At 73.8% G+C, this 14,651-nt stretch carries 13 protein-coding genes; 9 read left to right on the top strand and 4 right to left on the bottom strand.

Annotated features, from left to right (window positions below; all coding sequences use genetic code 11):
* The first annotated feature begins 161 nt into the window (after positions 1–161).
* From AFM16_RS35370 to AFM16_RS35345, 6 genes are all read left to right on the top strand, one after another.
* A complete protein-coding gene (locus tag AFM16_RS35370; RefSeq protein ID WP_245177880.1) occupies positions 162–2,060 on the top strand; it encodes a siderophore-interacting protein in 1,899 nt (632 codons plus the stop codon).
* Positions 2,061–2,238: 178 nt separating this feature from the next.
* Entirely contained in the window at positions 2,239–3,129 is an 891-nt protein-coding gene (locus tag AFM16_RS35365; protein ID WP_078636416.1) for a glycoside hydrolase family 19 protein, read from the top strand.
* Between the two features lie 109 nt (positions 3,130–3,238).
* Positions 3,239–3,856 (top strand): dihydrofolate reductase family protein, encoded by a 618-nt coding sequence (locus AFM16_RS35360; RefSeq protein WP_078636415.1) that lies wholly within the window; start codon positions 3,239–3,241, stop codon positions 3,854–3,856.
* A 93-nt stretch (positions 3,857–3,949) separates the two neighbouring features.
* A complete protein-coding gene (locus tag AFM16_RS35355; RefSeq protein ID WP_078636414.1) occupies positions 3,950–4,735 on the top strand; it encodes a sulfite exporter TauE/SafE family protein in 786 nt (261 codons plus the stop codon).
* 202 nt (positions 4,736–4,937) lie between these two features.
* The gene (locus AFM16_RS35350) at positions 4,938–5,396 is read left to right on the top strand and encodes an SRPBCC family protein (protein WP_030782833.1); all 459 of its coding nucleotides are present in this window, start codon (positions 4,938–4,940) and stop codon (positions 5,394–5,396) included.
* 30 nt (positions 5,397–5,426) lie between these two features.
* On the top strand, positions 5,427–6,281 hold the full coding sequence (locus AFM16_RS35345) for a hypothetical protein (protein WP_078636413.1): 855 nt from the start codon (positions 5,427–5,429) through the stop codon (positions 6,279–6,281).
* Positions 6,282–6,306: 25 nt separating this feature from the next.
* On the opposite strand, the gene AFM16_RS35340 is transcribed toward AFM16_RS35345, so the two are convergent.
* Positions 6,307–7,011, bottom strand: coding sequence for a DUF2470 domain-containing protein (locus AFM16_RS35340; protein WP_030782837.1), 705 nt, complete (start codon positions 7,009–7,011; stop codon positions 6,307–6,309).
* Positions 7,012–7,283: 272 nt separating this feature from the next.
* Between AFM16_RS35340 and AFM16_RS35335 the strand changes: the two genes are divergently transcribed.
* From AFM16_RS35335 to AFM16_RS35325, 3 genes are all read left to right on the top strand, one after another.
* The gene (locus AFM16_RS35335; protein WP_078636412.1) at positions 7,284–7,598 is read left to right on the top strand and encodes a hypothetical protein; all 315 of its coding nucleotides are present in this window, start codon (positions 7,284–7,286) and stop codon (positions 7,596–7,598) included.
* Positions 7,599–7,687: 89 nt separating this feature from the next.
* Entirely contained in the window at positions 7,688–9,061 is a 1,374-nt protein-coding gene (locus AFM16_RS35330; protein ID WP_078636411.1) for a pyridoxal phosphate-dependent decarboxylase family protein, read from the top strand.
* A gap of 22 nt (positions 9,062–9,083) precedes the next feature.
* Positions 9,084–9,617 (top strand): putative immunity protein, encoded by a 534-nt coding sequence (locus AFM16_RS35325; protein ID WP_078636410.1) that lies wholly within the window; start codon positions 9,084–9,086, stop codon positions 9,615–9,617.
* Here AFM16_RS35325 and AFM16_RS35320 read toward each other — a convergent pair.
* Genes AFM16_RS35320 through AFM16_RS35310 form a run of 3 tightly spaced genes read right to left on the bottom strand, consistent with a single transcriptional unit; the run spans position 9,614 to position 14,643 of the window.
* Positions 9,614–10,207, bottom strand: a complete 594-nt coding sequence (locus AFM16_RS35320; protein ID WP_078636409.1) for a sarcosine oxidase subunit gamma — start codon at positions 10,205–10,207, stop codon at positions 9,614–9,616. The genes AFM16_RS35325 and AFM16_RS35320 overlap by 4 nt on opposite strands.
* The gene (locus AFM16_RS35315) at positions 10,200–13,385 is read right to left on the bottom strand and encodes a sarcosine oxidase subunit delta family protein (protein WP_078636408.1); all 3,186 of its coding nucleotides are present in this window, start codon (positions 13,383–13,385) and stop codon (positions 10,200–10,202) included. The genes AFM16_RS35320 and AFM16_RS35315 overlap by 8 nt, the downstream gene beginning before the upstream one ends.
* Positions 13,386–13,410: 25 nt before the next feature.
* Positions 13,411–14,643 (bottom strand): sarcosine oxidase subunit beta family protein, encoded by a 1,233-nt coding sequence (locus AFM16_RS35310; protein WP_078636407.1) that lies wholly within the window; start codon positions 14,641–14,643, stop codon positions 13,411–13,413.
* Between the last annotated feature and the right edge of the window lie 8 nt (positions 14,644–14,651).

Raw genomic sequence — 14,651 nt, 5'->3', positions numbered from 1 at the left:
GCGGGCCGGGTCGAAGCGGCCGGGCCGATCCGTCGAAGCGGGCGGCCGGGCGTCGGAGCGGGTGCCCGCGGTGCGAGGGATCGGGACGGCGGGTTGGATCCGCGCGCGTCCGCCCCGCCTAGCCTGGGCCGGTCCGTCCGGATGTCCAAGGAGCCGCCCGTATGTCCGCCCGTATGTCCGCCCGTGTGCCCACCCGCAATCCCCGCTCGGTCGTCACGTTCCCCATCGTGCTCCGGGAGCTGACCGTGCTCGGCGTCGAGGACGTCACACCGGGCATGCGCCGGGTGACGCTCGGCGGCCCGCAGTTGGGGGCGTTCCACAAGGACGGTCTGGACCTGCCCGCGCTGCGCAGCGAGGGGTTCGACGACCATGTGAAGTTCTTCTTCGCCGAGGAGGGCGCCGACGCCCCGGTCCTGCCGGGGCAGAACGTGTCCAGCCTCGACTGGCCGGCCGACGCCCGGCCGCTCGCCAAGGACTACACGCCGGTGCGGTACGACCCCGAACGCGGGGAGATCGTCTTCGACTTCGTGAAGCACGCGGGCGGTGTCGCCTCGGCGTGGGCGCAGTCGGCCCGCCCCGGGGACGTCACCTGGATCGCCGGGCCCAAGATGTCGCACCGGCATCCGGAGGGCGCCGACTGGCTGCTGGTCCTGGGCGACGAGACGGCGCTGCCGGCGATCGGGCGGTGGCTGGCGGAGATGCCGGCCGGCACCCGGGCGCGGGTGTTCGTCGAGGTCGGCGAGGACAGTCACCGGCAGGAGCTGCCGACCCGGGCCGACGCCCAGGTCACCTGGCTGGTGCGGCACGGGGCCCCGGCGGGCACCACCACCCTGCTGGAGGACGCCGTACGCGCCATGGAGTGGCCGCCCGGTGAGGTGTTCGTGTGGGCGGCCGGGGAGAGCGTCACGCTGAAGGGCATCCGCCGTCATCTCCGGGTGGACCGCGAGGTGCCCCGGGAGCGGACCGACATCACCGGGTACTGGCGCCGCGCCGAACAGCCGGCACCGCCCGCGGGACGGCCGGACGCGGCGGCGGAGGCGCCGGTCGAGGACGAGGAGGCGGACCCGCACGGCCGGCTGCACGAACTGACCGACCTGGCACCGGGGTTGGCGATCCGGGCGGCGGTCACGGTCGGCCTGGTCGACCACGTCTACCGGGGCGCCCGCACGGTGTCCGAACTGGCCGCCCGGACCGGCACACGGGAGCGGACCCTGCCCGCGCTGCTCGCGTACCTGGTCGATCTGGAGGTGTTCGCGCTCGACGCCGAGGGCTACCGGCTCACCCCGGTCGGGGAGGAGTTGGTGGAGGACGACCACTCCCTGGAGGAGTACGACCTGACGGGCGCCCAGGCGGCGTTCGACCTCGCGCTGTCCGGACTCCCGGAGGCGCTGCGCACGGGCCGGCCGGGTTTCCGTACGGCCTCCGGGCTGCCGTTGGCCGGGGCGCTCGCCGGTGACGAGCGGCTCGGCGGGTCGGCGCGGGCGGCCGTGGAGGACGAGGCGGCGTGGATCGCGCCGGGGGTGCGCGACGGGTACGACTGGGCGTCCGCCGGCTCGGTGACACTGGCGGGGAGCGGGGCGGGCGCGGTGGCCAACGCCCTCGCTCCGGCCTTCCCCGAGCTGCGGATCCGGATCTCGGCATTGCCGTCGGTGCTGCGGACGGTGGCGGAGAGCGTCCTGGACTCGGCGGTGCTCCCGCGCGTCGAGCTGGTCGCGCGGACCGGGCCCGTGCCGTCCGGGGCGGAGACGGTGCTGCTGTGCAAGGCGCTGGACGTGTGCGCGGACGACGACGCCGTGCTGACGCTGCGGGAGAACGCGGCCGCGCTGGTGGCGGGCGGGTCTCTGCTCCTCGTCGAGCAGGTCGGGGGCCCGGACGGGTTCGGCGCGGACGGCGAGGCGGCCCTGCACCATCTGCGGCTGGCGGCGGCCCTCGGGTCGGGTCTGCGCTCCGAGCGCGAGGTCGCGGGACTCGTGGAACGGGCCGGTCTGCGGGTCCGTTCGCGGCGGGACATCGGCTGGGACCACCGGCTGTGGGAGCTGGCACCGGCGACGGACTCCTGACGGTCCCTCAACTCCCTTCGTGTTTACTCCCGTCGCGTTTACTTCCGTTACGTCTGCTTCCGTTCCCTCGGTCGCCAGATCCCATTGGTCTATACCCTTGACTGGTACATACCAAAGCGGTTGAGTGGGCTCCACACCCCCCACACCCCCCACTGCACCACCGCGAGGAGCTGATCCCGTGTCGAAGCGCCGACTCTCCGCCCTGCTCGCCGCCGTCGCCGTGGCGACCGCCGTACCGGTCCTGACCACGGCCACCGAGGCGTCCGCCGCGTCCTGTTCGAGCTACCCGAGCTGGCAGGCCGGCCGGTCGTACGTCACCGGCGACATCGTCCGGTACACCGACGGCAAGGCGTACATCGCCGAGCACGACAACCCGGGCTACGACCCGATCATCAGCACCTGGTTCTGGGAGCCCTACGCCTGCGACAACGGCCCGACGAACCCCTCCGGCGGCTTCGTGGTGAGCGAGACGCAGTTCAACCAGATGTTCCCGAACCGGAATTCGTTCTACACGTACAGCGGTCTCAAGGCCGCCCTGAGCGCCTACCCGGGCTTCGCCACCACCGGCAGCGACACCGTCAAGAAGCAGGAGGCGGCGGCCTTCCTCGCCAACGTCAACCACGAGACCGGCGGTCTGGTGCACGTCGTCGAGCAGAACACCGCCAACTACCCGCACTACTGCGACTGGAGCCAGTGGTACGGCTGCCCGGCGGGCCAGGCCGCCTACTACGGGCGCGGCCCCATCCAGTTGAGCTGGAACTTCAACTACAAGGCGGCGGGCGACGCGCTCGGCATCGACCTGCTCGGCAACCCCTGGCTGGTCCAGAACGACGCTGCCGTCGCCTGGAAGACCGCCCTCTGGTACTGGAACACCCAGAACGGCCCGGGCACGATGACCCCGCACAACGCGATGGTCAACGGCGCCGGATTCGGCCAGACGATCCGCTCCATCAACGGCTCCCTGGAGTGCGACGGACGCAACCCGGCCCAGGTGCAGAGCCGGGTCGACGCCTATCAGCGGTTCGTCGGGATCCTGGGCACCTCGGCGGGCGGCAACCTCTACTGCTGAACCGGATCCGGGTGCTCCGGAGTTCCGGGTGCTCCGGAGTGTCGAACCGCCCGTCCCCCGATCGACGGGAGAGTGAAGGCAGCACACCCGAGCATCCCAGGAGCCCCCCATGACCGTGACCGCGGACCTGGCCATCTCTCTCGACGGCTACGTCGCCGGCCCGAACGTCAGTCTCGACAACCCGGGCGGCGACGGCGCCGAGCCGCTCTTCGAGTGGATCCACGGCCTGGCGAGCTGGCGGGAGCGCCAGGGCCTGGCCGGCGGGGCGGAGAACCGCGACTCGGAGCTGATGCGCGAGTGGTTCGACGCCACCGGGGCCGTGGTCATGGGCCGGACGATGTACGAGACGGGCGCGGACTTCTGGGGCGAGGATCCGCCCTTCCGCGCCCCGGTCTTCGTCCTCACCCATCGCCCCCACCCGGTCCTGGTCAAGCAGGGCGGCACCACGTTCACCTTCGTCACCGACGGCGTCCACGACGCGCTCGACCGGGCGCGGGCCGCCGCCGGGGACCGCAACGTCGACATCGCCGGCGGCGCCAGCACCGTACGGCAGTACCTCGGGGCGGGGCTGATCGACGAACTGCATCTGCACGTGGTCCCCGCCCTCCTCGGGGGCGGGCTGCGCCTCTTCGACGGTCCGGCCGCGGCCGGGCCGCGCGCCCTGGAACCGCTGAGCGTGATCCACACGCCGCTCGCCACCCACCTGAAGTACCGCTTCCCGAAGTGACCCCCGCCCGCGAGGCGGTCCCGCGCCGCGCTCTACGGTGGTGCCGCGCGACAGGGCGACACCAGGATCCGACGGCGGCACGGGGGCGACGGGATGGAGTGGGGACCGGCCACGGCCGGGGTCGCGGTCGGCATGCTGATCGCCGTGGTGACGGCGCCGGTCGGGGTGTCCGGGGCGGTGTTCCTGCTGCCGGTGCAGCTCAGCGTCTTCGCGGTGCCGAACCCGGCCGTCACCCCGACGAACCTGCTCTACAACGTGGTGGCGGGACCCGGCGCCCTGCTCCGCCACCGGCGGGCCGGCACCCTGGGCGGGCCGCTGGTGCGCCGGCTGGTGCTGGGCACCCTGCCCGGTGTGGTCGTCGGGGCGGTCGTCCGTGTCTTCGCCGTTCCCGGCCCGTACGTCTTCCGGCTGCTGGTCGCCGCGCTCATGCTGCCGCTGGGCGTCTGGCTGATCGTACGGACCCTGCGCCCCGCGCCCACCGGCGTCCGGCGCCCGCCGCCCGCGCCGCGGACGGTGACCGGTCTGGCGCTCGTGGTCGGGGTCGTGGGCGGTGTGTACGGCATCGGCGGCGGCTCGATCCTCGGCCCGGTCCTCGTCGGGCGGGGCGTGCCCGTCGCCCAGGTCGCCCCCGCCGCGCTGGCCTCCACGTTCGCCACCTCGGTGGTCGGCGCCGGCACCTACGCGCTGCTGTCGCTGGCCTCCACCGGCAGCATCGCCCCCGACTGGTCCCTCGGGCTGGCCTGCGGCCTCGGCGGTCTGCTCGGCGGCTATCTCGGCGCCCGGCTCCAGCCGCATCTGCCCGAGACGCTGCTGCGCCTGCTGCTCGGCACCCTGGCCACCGCGCTCGGCGCGCTGTACGCGCTCGACGCCCTGAGCTGACGGGGCGGATCGGCTCCCGCGCGCCGTGGACCGCGGGGCCGTTCGTTCGCCGCGCGGGACACCCGGCGATCCCGTAGGGTCGCGGGTGCACGCGGTGCCGCCGCTCCAGGACGGACGGTACGGCGCGTTCTCGTGCGCGCGGGCACGGACGGCGGCTCGGACCGATCATTCGACACACCACTCGACCGATCAGGAGTGCCCCATGTCAGGACAGTTCGAAGCGATCGTGGACGTCGACCGTCCCATCGACGAGGTGTTCGCCTATCTCGCGGACGGGCGCAACGATCCGCAGTTCAGCCCCCGGGTGCTCAAGATCGAGCGGGTCCCGGACGGTCCGACCGCCGTGGGCACTGTCTTCCGGAGCACCGTCAAGGACGCCGGGATGAAGAGCGCCAGGGAGTTCCGTATCACCACCCTGGAGGCGCCGGTGACGCTCCGGTGGGCCGAGATCTCCAAGAACACCGTGATGGCGCGTGAGGGCGGCTACGACCTGGAGTCGCTGGGCGAGGCCAAGACGCGCGTCCGGATCTTCAACGTCCTGGAGGGCCACGGTCTGGGCAAGCTCCTGATCGGTCTGGCGCTGTCGGCCGCCCGCAAGGACGCCGACGCGTTCGGGCAGCGGATCAAGAGCGCCGCCGAGGCCGCCATCCCCGCGCGCTGACGCCCCGGCACGACAGGGCACGGCACGCGCATGGGCCACGCCGAACAGCGCACCGAGCAGCGCGCCGAGGGTGCGGGACCGTTCACGACCCGGCTCACCTGGCGGCTCGCCGACGGCGGGACGGCGGTGTGGGAGTCACGGCTCGCCCGTCGGCGCGGGGTGCTCGCCGTCCGCGCGCTCGGTGCGGCGGACAGCCGGCACACCCGGGCGGACGCCGTGTCGCTGGCCCGGCTGCGCCGGCTCGACGTCATCGCCTCGCTCGCCTTCGTCGTCGGCGGGGCGCTGTTCGCGGTGGGTGCGGGCGTCGCGCAGTTCGGCTCCGGCGATGCCACCGAGTGCGCCTCGATCTACTTCGCGGGCGGGCTGTTCTTCAACACCGGCGGATACGTCTCGCTGCTCCAGGTGGTCAACGCGCCGCGCCATGTCGGCGGCGGCGAGGGCCGACTGGTCACCCGGGAGTGGCGGTGGTGGAGCTACGAGCCGATGCGGGTGGACTGGCTGAGCGCGTTCGTGCTGTTCGCCGGCACCCTCGTCTTCGCCGTCGACCTGCTCGACTCCTTCCTGCACGGGCTGAGCGTCCAGCAGGTCAACCGGCTGATCTGGGTGCCGGACGTGGTCGGCTGCATGCTCTTCCTGGTGGCCGGGCACCTCGGTTTCGTCGAGGTGTGCCACGGCCGCCCGCGCGTCCTGCCCCGCAGCCTCGGCTGGTGGATCGTCGCCGTGAACCAGCTCGGGTCCGTGCTGTTCATGGTGTCGGCGGTCACCGCGTTCACCCGCCCCACCACCGACAGCCTCGTCAACGCGGACATCGCCAACTGGGGCACCCTCACCGGCGCGGCCTGCTTCTCCCTGGCCGGTGTCCTCCAGCTCTACGAACGGCCGTGAGCGCTTCAGCCGTCGCGGAGGCGGGTCAGGGCAGCAGATGGGCCGTGTGGGAGAGGCGGCGGGCGGCGGACAGCAGGGCGTGGATCTGGGGGCCGATGTGGTCGAGGTGGGCCAGCGGGGTCCGGAAGGGGACGCGGACGTCGCGGTGGGTGCGGGGGTATTCGAGGCGCAGGGTGAGGCCGTAGCGGTCGAGCGCCACCGGGAGGGCGCGCAGGACGCCGGTGTCGGGGGCGGGGCGGACGAGGCGCAGCAGCCGGGGGACGAGGTCGCTGTGGTCGTCGAGGAGATGGGTCAGCAGGGACGCCTCGCTGGTCGCCACGGGGTCGAGTTCGGCGTCCTCCAGTTCCTGGAGGGTGATGTAGGTGCGCCCGGCGGCGTCCTCCAGGATGGCCTGGCCGAACTCCATGCAGGTGCTGCCGGTGGCGGCGGGGTCGTAGGGGCCGGCGAGCAGTCCGGTCAGGGTGACGCGGGCGCGCAGCCGGTCGCGCACGGGGGTGGGGGCGATGTCGGTGAGTTCCAGTTTCACCGGGAAGGGCGTGCCGGTGCGGTGCTCGCCGGTCTCCAGGGGCGCGTGCAGGTGGACGTGTCCCATGGCGCCCTCCCCGTCGAGCCGGTGGACCTCGGCGTGCCGGCCGTCACTGACGACGGTCATGGAATGGGCGGCGGCCAGGATCGAGCGGGTGCGCTCGGCGGCCGTCGGTGCGGTGGCGAGGGGGTGGGAACGGCGCATCCGGGCTCTCCAGACCGTATAGCTACTTAGGTATGCCTAACCTAACCCATCGGGACCTCCGCTGCCCAGATCCCCGGCTCAACGGCCGAAACGCGTGTGGCCGTTGTCGAGACCCGTGTAGCTGTTGCCGAGACCCGCGTGGCTGTTGTTCGGACCAGACGATGACCCGCCGATGACGCCGTCAGCGTGACTTCCGCTCCGGTCCGCAACCGGGGACCGCCCCGCGGCCCTCTCATCCCGCACAACCACCCGCTGCCGGTGAGGAGACACCCGTGACCACCACCGTTGAGCACCACTCGCCCCGCGCCTTCGTCGACCCGTACGCCGTCGACGCCCCCGAGGTCGTGTGGCCGGTCCCGGCCGGAACGCACCCCGACGCCGACTTCCTGCTGCCGCCCCCGCGGCCCGCGGACCGTCTCCACTACACCCTCCACCCCAGCGACCAGCGCCGGCTCGACCTGCACGCGGCGCTGACGGCGGCGGGCATCCCGCCGCACCCGGAGGACCAGGAGGCCATCGACCAGCTCAGCACCCTGTCCGAGAGCATCAACGCCGCCCTGCACCGCTGGCTGCACCACAGCGCCTGACCGCGGGCCGCGAGCTGCGAGCCGCAGGACAGGGGACGGCGGGCCGCGGCCGGTTGCGGGGCCGCGGCGGCCGTCCCATAGTCCGAGGTATGGATGAGCGCGAGGCGGCGCTCCGCAGGGCGCACGACCACGCGGTGCGCTGGCTGGCGAGCCTGTCCGACCGGCCGGTTCCGGCCCGCGCCCCGGTCGAGGAGATCGTGCGCGCGCTCGGCGCGGAGCTGCCCGCGGGGCCGAGCCCGCCCGGCGAGGTCGTCGACCTGATGGCCACCGCCTGCGAACCGGGGCTCACCGCGTTCCCCGGCGGACGCTTCTACGGCTTCGTCGTCGGGGGCACCGAACCGGCCGCGCTGGCCGCGGACTGGCTGGTCGCCGCCTGGGACCAGAACAGCGTCATGCGCGCCGTCTCCCCCGCGCACTCGGCGGTGGAGGACATCGCCGGGGCGTGGCTGCTCGACCTGCTGGGGCTGCCGGGCGGCAGCGCCGTCGGGTTCACCACCGGCGCCACGATGGCGAACTTCACCTGCCTGGCCGCCGCGCGCGACGCGCTGCTGGGCCGGTCCGGCTGGAACGTCGCCCGGGACGGCCTCACCGGCGGCCCGCGCCTGCGGGTCCTCGCCGGCGAACACCGCCACCTGGCCGTCGACCTGGCCCTGCGCTACCTCGGCCTCGGCGAGCCCGAACCGGTCCCCGCCGACGCGCAGGGCCGCATGGACCCGACGGCGCTACGGCGGTCCCTGACGGACGGCGGACCGGAACGGCGCCCCACTCTCGTCGTCCTCCAGGCCGGAGAGATCCACTCCGGCGCCTTCGACCCCTTCGAGGAGACGATCCCCGCCGCCCACGAGGCCGGCGCGTGGGTCCACGTGGACGGCGCCTTCGGACTGTGGGCGGCCGCCTCCCCGCGCCACGCCGCCCTGACAGCGGGCTGCGCGGCCGCCGACTCCTGGGCGACGGACGCCCACAAGACCCTCAACGTCCCCTACGACTGCGGCCTCGCCGTCGTCCGCGACCCGGCGGCGCTGCGGGCGGCGATGGGCCTGCACGGCGCCTACCTCATCCACGACGAGCACGGCGACCCCGTCGACAAGGTGCCCGAACTCTCCCGGCGCGGCCGGGCGTTCACCGTCTGGGCCGCGCTGCGTTCCCTGGGCCGCTCCGGCGTGGCCGACCTCGTGGACCGGCTCTGCCGCCACGCCCGCGCCTTCGCCACCGGCATCGCGGACATCGACGGCGCGACCGTCCTCAACGACGTGGTGTTCACCCAGGTCTGCGCCCGCTTCGGCGACGACGCCCGCACGGACCGCGTCCTCGAACGCCTCCTCGCCGACGGCACGGCCTGGATCACCGGCTCCACCTGGCACGGCCACCGCGTCCTGCGCATCTCGGTGAGCAACTGGTCCACGACCGACGACGACGTACGCCGCACCCTGGACGCGATCCGCCGCGCGGCGACCGCCACCTGACGGCCTGCGGCAGGATGACCGCATGCCCACCGAGCCGGACAGGACCGAGCCAGCGAAGATCGAGCTGAGCGAACGAGAACTGCGGGACATCACGGGCTACGCGGCCGCGTGCGCACACCGCGCCCTGCCGATCTTCGAGGGCGCCGAACCCACCGACCCACGCCCGCGCGAAGCCCTCGACGCCGCCCTCGCCTTCGCCGCGGGCGGCCGCCGGACGGCCGATCTCCGGGCGCGCGCCTGGGCGGCGTTCAAGGCGGCACGGGAAGCGCCCACACCCGCGGCGGGCGACGCGGCACGCGCGGCGAGCCACGCGGCCGCCGCCGCGTATCTGCACCCCCTGGCCGACGCCCACCAGGTCAAGCACATCCTCGGCGCCGCCGCCCACGCGGCCCGGGCGGAGGAGCTGGCGCTCGCCGCCCCGGAGACCCTCGACTGGGCCCGCCGCCACGCTCCCCGCGCCGTCACCGACGTCCTCGCCCGCCTGCCCGACGCACCCGCCGGCGGCGGCCGGGTGGGCCACCTCCTCCGCGAACTGGACGCCGCGCTGCGGGTCTAGAAGGGGTCGTGGGGATCGGGGCGGAGGTACTCCGTCGCCGCGTCCAGGAGCCAGTTCGTCAGGTAGGGGGCGTAGGAGGAGCGGACCAGGAGCCAGAAGCCGGGGCTGGGGTGGTCGCGGGAGATCAGGGTGACGTGGGTGCGGGCGAGGGTGGTCTGGGCGCAGCGGCGGGGGGTGAAGGCGCGGGGGTGGAGGTCCAGGGAGCAGCCGTGGGACAGGAGGTCGCGGGCTCGGGGGCCCGAGACGAGGAACGTGGTGCGCTGGGCGGAGACGTCGGTGACGGAGACGGGTGCCTCGCCCGCCGCCTCGCGGATGCTCGCCTCCGTCGTCTGTTGGGTTCCCGGGCGGCCGAGCAGCAGCCATTCGTCCGGGCCCAGCCAGAGTGCGGAGGAACGGCTCGTGTGGACCGCCGAGTTGGGTTCCAGGGGGAGGTCCAGGCCCAGTGCCCGGTTCACCGCGTCGGCCGCCGGGTCCTTGGGGTCGAGGCGGATGTCGAGCTGGGCGAGGAAGGGGAGTTCGGCGAGCCGGATCGCGCCCCGGGAGGCGCGGGTGGCGGCGGCCAGCGCGCGGCGCCGTGTCGGGTCAGCCATCGCGGCGGGCTCCCTCGGGGTCGTAGTGGACGGGGCTCGTGACGGTCACCGGAACCAGTCGGTCGCCCACCGGGGCGTACAGGCGCTCGCCGACGCGTTCGCGGCCGGACTCGACCAGGGCGAGCGCGAAGGTGCGGCCGAGGGCGGCGCTGCGGTAGCTGGAGGTGACATGGCCGAGCATCGGGACGGGCGGGGCCGGCAGCACGCTGTCGGCGACGAGTTGCGTGCCCTCGGGGAGGAGCGTGCCGGGGTCCTCCGGCACCAAGCCGACCAGGTGCTTGCGGTCGGCGCGGACGGTGTCGGCGCGGCTGTGGGACCGCTTGCCGATGAAGTCGGGCTTCTTCTTGGAGACCGCCCAACTCATGCCGAGGTCCTGCGGGGTGACCGTGCCGTCGGTGTCCTGGCCGATGATCGGGTAGCCCTTCTCGGCGCGCAGCACATGCATGGTCTCGGTGCCGTAGGGGGTGATGCCGTACGGGGCGCCGGTCTCGTACAGCGCCTCCCACAGGGCGAGGGCGTGCCACGGTGACACGTTGATCTCGTAGGCGAGTTCGCCGGAGAAGCTGATCCGGCAGACGCGCGCGGCGATCCCCGCGACGGTGGTGTCCCGCCAGGCCATGAAGGGGAAGTCGGTGCTCGAGACGGCCAGTTGGGGCGCGAGGGCGCCCAGCACCGCGCGCGAGCGGGGGCCGACCAGGGCCACCGTGGCCCATTGTTCCGTCACCGAGGTGCAGTGGACGCGCAGTTGGGGCCACTCGGTCTGGAGCCACTCCTCCATCCAGTCGAGTACGGCGGCCGCCTTGCCGGTGGTCGTCGTCACCAGGAACCGGTCCTGGGCGAGGCGGATGACGGTGCCGTCGTCGAAGACCATGCCGTCCAGCCGGCACATCACGCCGTAGCGGATCATGCCGACCTTCAGGGTGCTCATCAGGTTGGTGTAGAGCAGGTCGAGGAAGGCGGCGGCGTCCGGGCCCTGGACGTCGATCTTGCCGAGGGTGGAGGCGTCCATGAGGGCGACCCCCTCGCGGGCGGCGGCGCACTCGCGCAGTACGGCGGCCGTCATGTCCTCGCCGTCGCGCGGGTAGTACCAAGGGCGTTTCCACTGGCCGACGTTCTCGAACAGCGCGCCGTGCGTCTCGTGCCAGGCGTGCAGGGCGGTGGTGCGCACGGGGTCGTGCAGCGCGCCCCGGTCGCGGCCCGCGAGGGCGGCGAAGGAGACGGGGGCATAGGGCGGGCGGAACGTGGTCGTGCCGAGCGCCGAGACGTCCACGCCGAGCAGTTCGGCGACCACACCACCGGCCAGCAGCCCTGACGTCCGGCCCTGGTCGGCGCCGGTGCCCGCCGTGGTGTACCGCTTGGTGTGCTCGACCGAGCGCAGACCGGCGCCGGTCGCGCGTGCCAGGTCGTCGACGGTCACGTCCCGTTGGAGGTCGACGAAGCGGGGCGCGCCCGGGGTGCCGGGGACGGCGTACACGTGCCGGGCCGGGGTGTGGGGCCCGGTGGCCGGGACCGGGAGGCGGGGGGACCCGGGTGTGTAGCCCTCGGCCGCCACCGCCCGGGCGCCCGCGGCCGCGCCCTGGGCCAGGACCGTGGCCGCGTCGAACGCGCCGTTCGCACCGCCCGCGACCTCGACGGCCTGCCGGCAGGTGTCGGGGACGAACGCGCCGAGCGTCTCGTCGTGGCGCAGGGTGCCGCCCGCCTGGCTGAACAGGTGCACGACCGGGTTCCAGCCGCCGGAGACCAGCAGCAGATCGGCGTCGACGTCCCGGCCGCCGGTGGACTGCCCGTACGGCGCGAGGGTCACGCCGGTGAGGCGGTCGTCGCCCCGGGTGCCGATGACCGCGTGGCCCGGCAGCACCTCGATGCCGGCCGCCCGGGCGCGGCGCGCCCACTCCCCCGGGTCCGCGCGCAGATCGGCGACGGCCGCGATGTGCACGCCCGCCGAGGCCAGGTCCAGGGCCGCCGCGTAGGCGCTGTCGTTGGTGGTGAGGACGACGGCCCGGCGGCCGGGCAGGACCCCGTACCGGTTGACGTACGCGCGGGCCGACGCGGCCAGCATCACACCGGGCCGGTCGTTGTCCGCGAAGGCGAGGGAGCGTTCGTGGGCGCCGGTGGCGTGGACGACCCGGCGGGCGCGGATCCGCCAGACGCGTTCGCGGGAGACGTCGGGCGGGGCGGCGGCGCCGAGGTGATGGGTGCGGCGTTCCACGGCGAGGAGGTGGTTGTCGTCGTAGTGGCCGAAGACGGTGGTGCGGCGCAGCAGGCGTGCCTCGGGGGCCGCGTCGAGCCGTGCGGTGATCTCGTCCGCCCAGTCGAGGTGTTCGGCCGTGTCCAGGAGGCTGCCGCCGGGCCGCGGCCGGTCGTCGGCGACGATGACCCGCGCGCCGCTGTCCGCTGCCGCCGCCGCGGCGGCGAGGCCGGCCGGGCCCGCTCCGACGATCAGCAGGTCGCAGTGGGTGTGTACGGCGTCGTAGCGGGCGGGGTCCGGTGCCGTGGCGAGGCGGCCGCGCCCGGCGAGGCCGCTCGCGACCAGGCCGTCGTACAGCTCGACCGTGGTGGCGGGGAGCATCGGTTCGGGGAAGGGGGCCTCGATCTGGACGAGCGCGTTGGGTTCCTCCACGCCCGCCGAGAAGATGCCGCGCGGGCGGCCGAGTCTGACGCTGGTGCCGGTCCGGACGACTCCGTTGGCGAGGAGGGCGGAGGCGAGGGTGTCGCCGCGGAAGCCCTGGTAGGCGGTGCCGTCGAAGTGGAAGGTGAGGGGCTCGTCGCGGTGGACGAGGCCGCGGGTGGGATGGCGGAGGCCCGTCGCCGGGGGCGCGGCGACAGGGTCCCGGGTGGGTTCCGGAGCTGTCTGACGTGGTGCTGGGGCGGCCGTCGGGCGCGAGGGCACCGGCCTTCGCGGCACCGCCTCCGGTCGCGCCTCCCCCACCCGGTACACGGCGAGGATCTCGTTCGTCGACGTGTCGCGCACGGCGTTGAACCAGCGGCGGCAGCCCGCCGTGTGGCTCCAGCGTTCGGCGAAGGGGCCCTTGGGGTTGGCGCGGAAGAACAGGTAGCGGGCCCATTCCTCGTCGCTGAGGGCGAAGGGGTCCTGCGGGTAGGGCACATGGGCCTGGCCGCCGTGGTGGAACTCGGTCTCGTCGCGGGGCCCGCACCACGGGCACGGGATCAGCAGCATGGTTCGGCTCCCATGGTTCGGTTCCCTAGTGGGCCACGGCGGCGGCGCCGTGCTCGTCGACGAGCGCGCCGGTGGTGAAACGGTCGAGCGAGAAGGGGGCGTTGAGGGTGTGCGGGCTGTCGTGCGCGATGGTGTGGGCGTACACCCAGCCGACGCCCGGCGTGGCCTTGAAACCGCCCGTCCCCCAGCCGCAGTTGAGGTACAGGCCGGCGACGGGCGTGAGTCCGACGACCGGCGAGGCGTCCGGGCTGACGTCGACGATGCCGCCCCAGGTGCGCAGCACATGGGCGCGGGCGAACACCGGGAACAGTTCCAGGGCGGCGGCCATCTGGTCCTCGATGACGTGGAAGGCGCCGCGCTGGGTGTACGAGGTGTAGGCGTCGATGCCCGCGCCCATCACGAGTTCGCCCTTGTGGGCCTGGCTGACGTACACGTGCACCGCGTTGGACATGACGACCGTCGGGTGGACGGGTTCGAGGAGTTCGGAGACCAGGGCCTGCAACGGGTGGCTCTGGAGCGGGAGTTCGATGCCGGCCATGCGGGCGAGGACCGAGGTGTGGCCGGCCGCGCAGAGCGCCACCTTGCCGGCCGCGACAGTGCCCAGATTCGTCCGTACTCCCATGACCCGGCCGCCGCGTACGTCGAGGCCCGTGACCTCGCAGTTCTGGATGATGTCGATGCCCGCCGCGTCCGCCGAGCGGGCCAGGCCCCACGCCACGTGGTCGTGCTTGGCGATGCCGCCCCGGGGCTGGTACGTGCCGCCGAGGACCGGATAGCGCACGTCCGGGGAGGTGTTGACGATCGGGCAGACCTCGCGCACGCCGTCCGCGTCCAGCCACTCCGCGTCCACGCCGTTGAGGCGGTTCGCCTCGACGCGGCGCACGCTGTCGCGGACGTCCTGGAGACCGTGGGCCAGATTGAGCACGCCGCGCTGGGAGAAGAGGAGCGGGTAGTCGAGTTCCTCCTCCAGGCCCTCCCAGAGCTTGAGGGCGTGCTCGTAGATCCCGGCGCTGGCGTCCCACAGGTAGTTGGAGCGGATGATCGTGGTGTTGCGGGCCATGTTGCCGCCCGCGAGCCAGCCCTTCTCCAGCACGGCGACGTTCGTGATGCCGTGGTTGCGGGCGAGGTAGTGGGCGGTGGCGAGGCCGTGTCCGCCGCCGCCCACGATCACCACGTCGTAGGACTTCCGGGGCTCGGGGTTGCGCCACAGCCGGTCGGGGTGCTCGGGGAGGTCGGCGCCGGGGGTGCGGGGGCTCATCGGACGTC

Source organism: Streptomyces antibioticus (assembly GCF_002019855.1).
Lineage (GTDB): Bacteria > Actinomycetota > Actinomycetes > Streptomycetales > Streptomycetaceae > Streptomyces > Streptomyces antibioticus_B.
Note: the sequence above shows the minus strand (reverse complement) of the source record. Positions and strands in the feature narration are given on the sequence as shown.

Coding starts and splice junctions, on each gene's coding strand:
- AFM16_RS35360 (WP_078636415.1), top strand. CDS start 3,239: ATGACCGTGACCGCGGACCTGGCCATCTCTCTCGACGGCTACGTCGCC.
- AFM16_RS35340 (WP_030782837.1), bottom strand. CDS start 7,011: ATGCGCCGTTCCCACCCCCTCGCCACCGCACCGACGGCCGCCGAGCGC.
- AFM16_RS35315 (WP_078636408.1), bottom strand. CDS start 13,385: ATGCTGCTGATCCCGTGCCCGTGGTGCGGGCCCCGCGACGAGACCGAG.
- AFM16_RS35325 (WP_078636410.1), top strand. CDS start 9,084: ATGCCCACCGAGCCGGACAGGACCGAGCCAGCGAAGATCGAGCTGAGC.
- AFM16_RS35350 (WP_030782833.1), top strand. CDS start 4,938: ATGTCAGGACAGTTCGAAGCGATCGTGGACGTCGACCGTCCCATCGAC.
- AFM16_RS35320 (WP_078636409.1), bottom strand. CDS start 10,207: ATGGCTGACCCGACACGGCGCCGCGCGCTGGCCGCCGCCACCCGCGCC.
- AFM16_RS35310 (WP_078636407.1), bottom strand. CDS start 14,643: ATGAGCCCCCGCACCCCCGGCGCCGACCTCCCCGAGCACCCCGACCGG.
- AFM16_RS35355 (WP_078636414.1), top strand. CDS start 3,950: ATGGAGTGGGGACCGGCCACGGCCGGGGTCGCGGTCGGCATGCTGATC.
- AFM16_RS35370 (WP_245177880.1), top strand. CDS start 162: ATGTCCGCCCGTATGTCCGCCCGTGTGCCCACCCGCAATCCCCGCTCG.
- AFM16_RS35345 (WP_078636413.1), top strand. CDS start 5,427: ATGGGCCACGCCGAACAGCGCACCGAGCAGCGCGCCGAGGGTGCGGGA.
- AFM16_RS35330 (WP_078636411.1), top strand. CDS start 7,688: ATGGATGAGCGCGAGGCGGCGCTCCGCAGGGCGCACGACCACGCGGTG.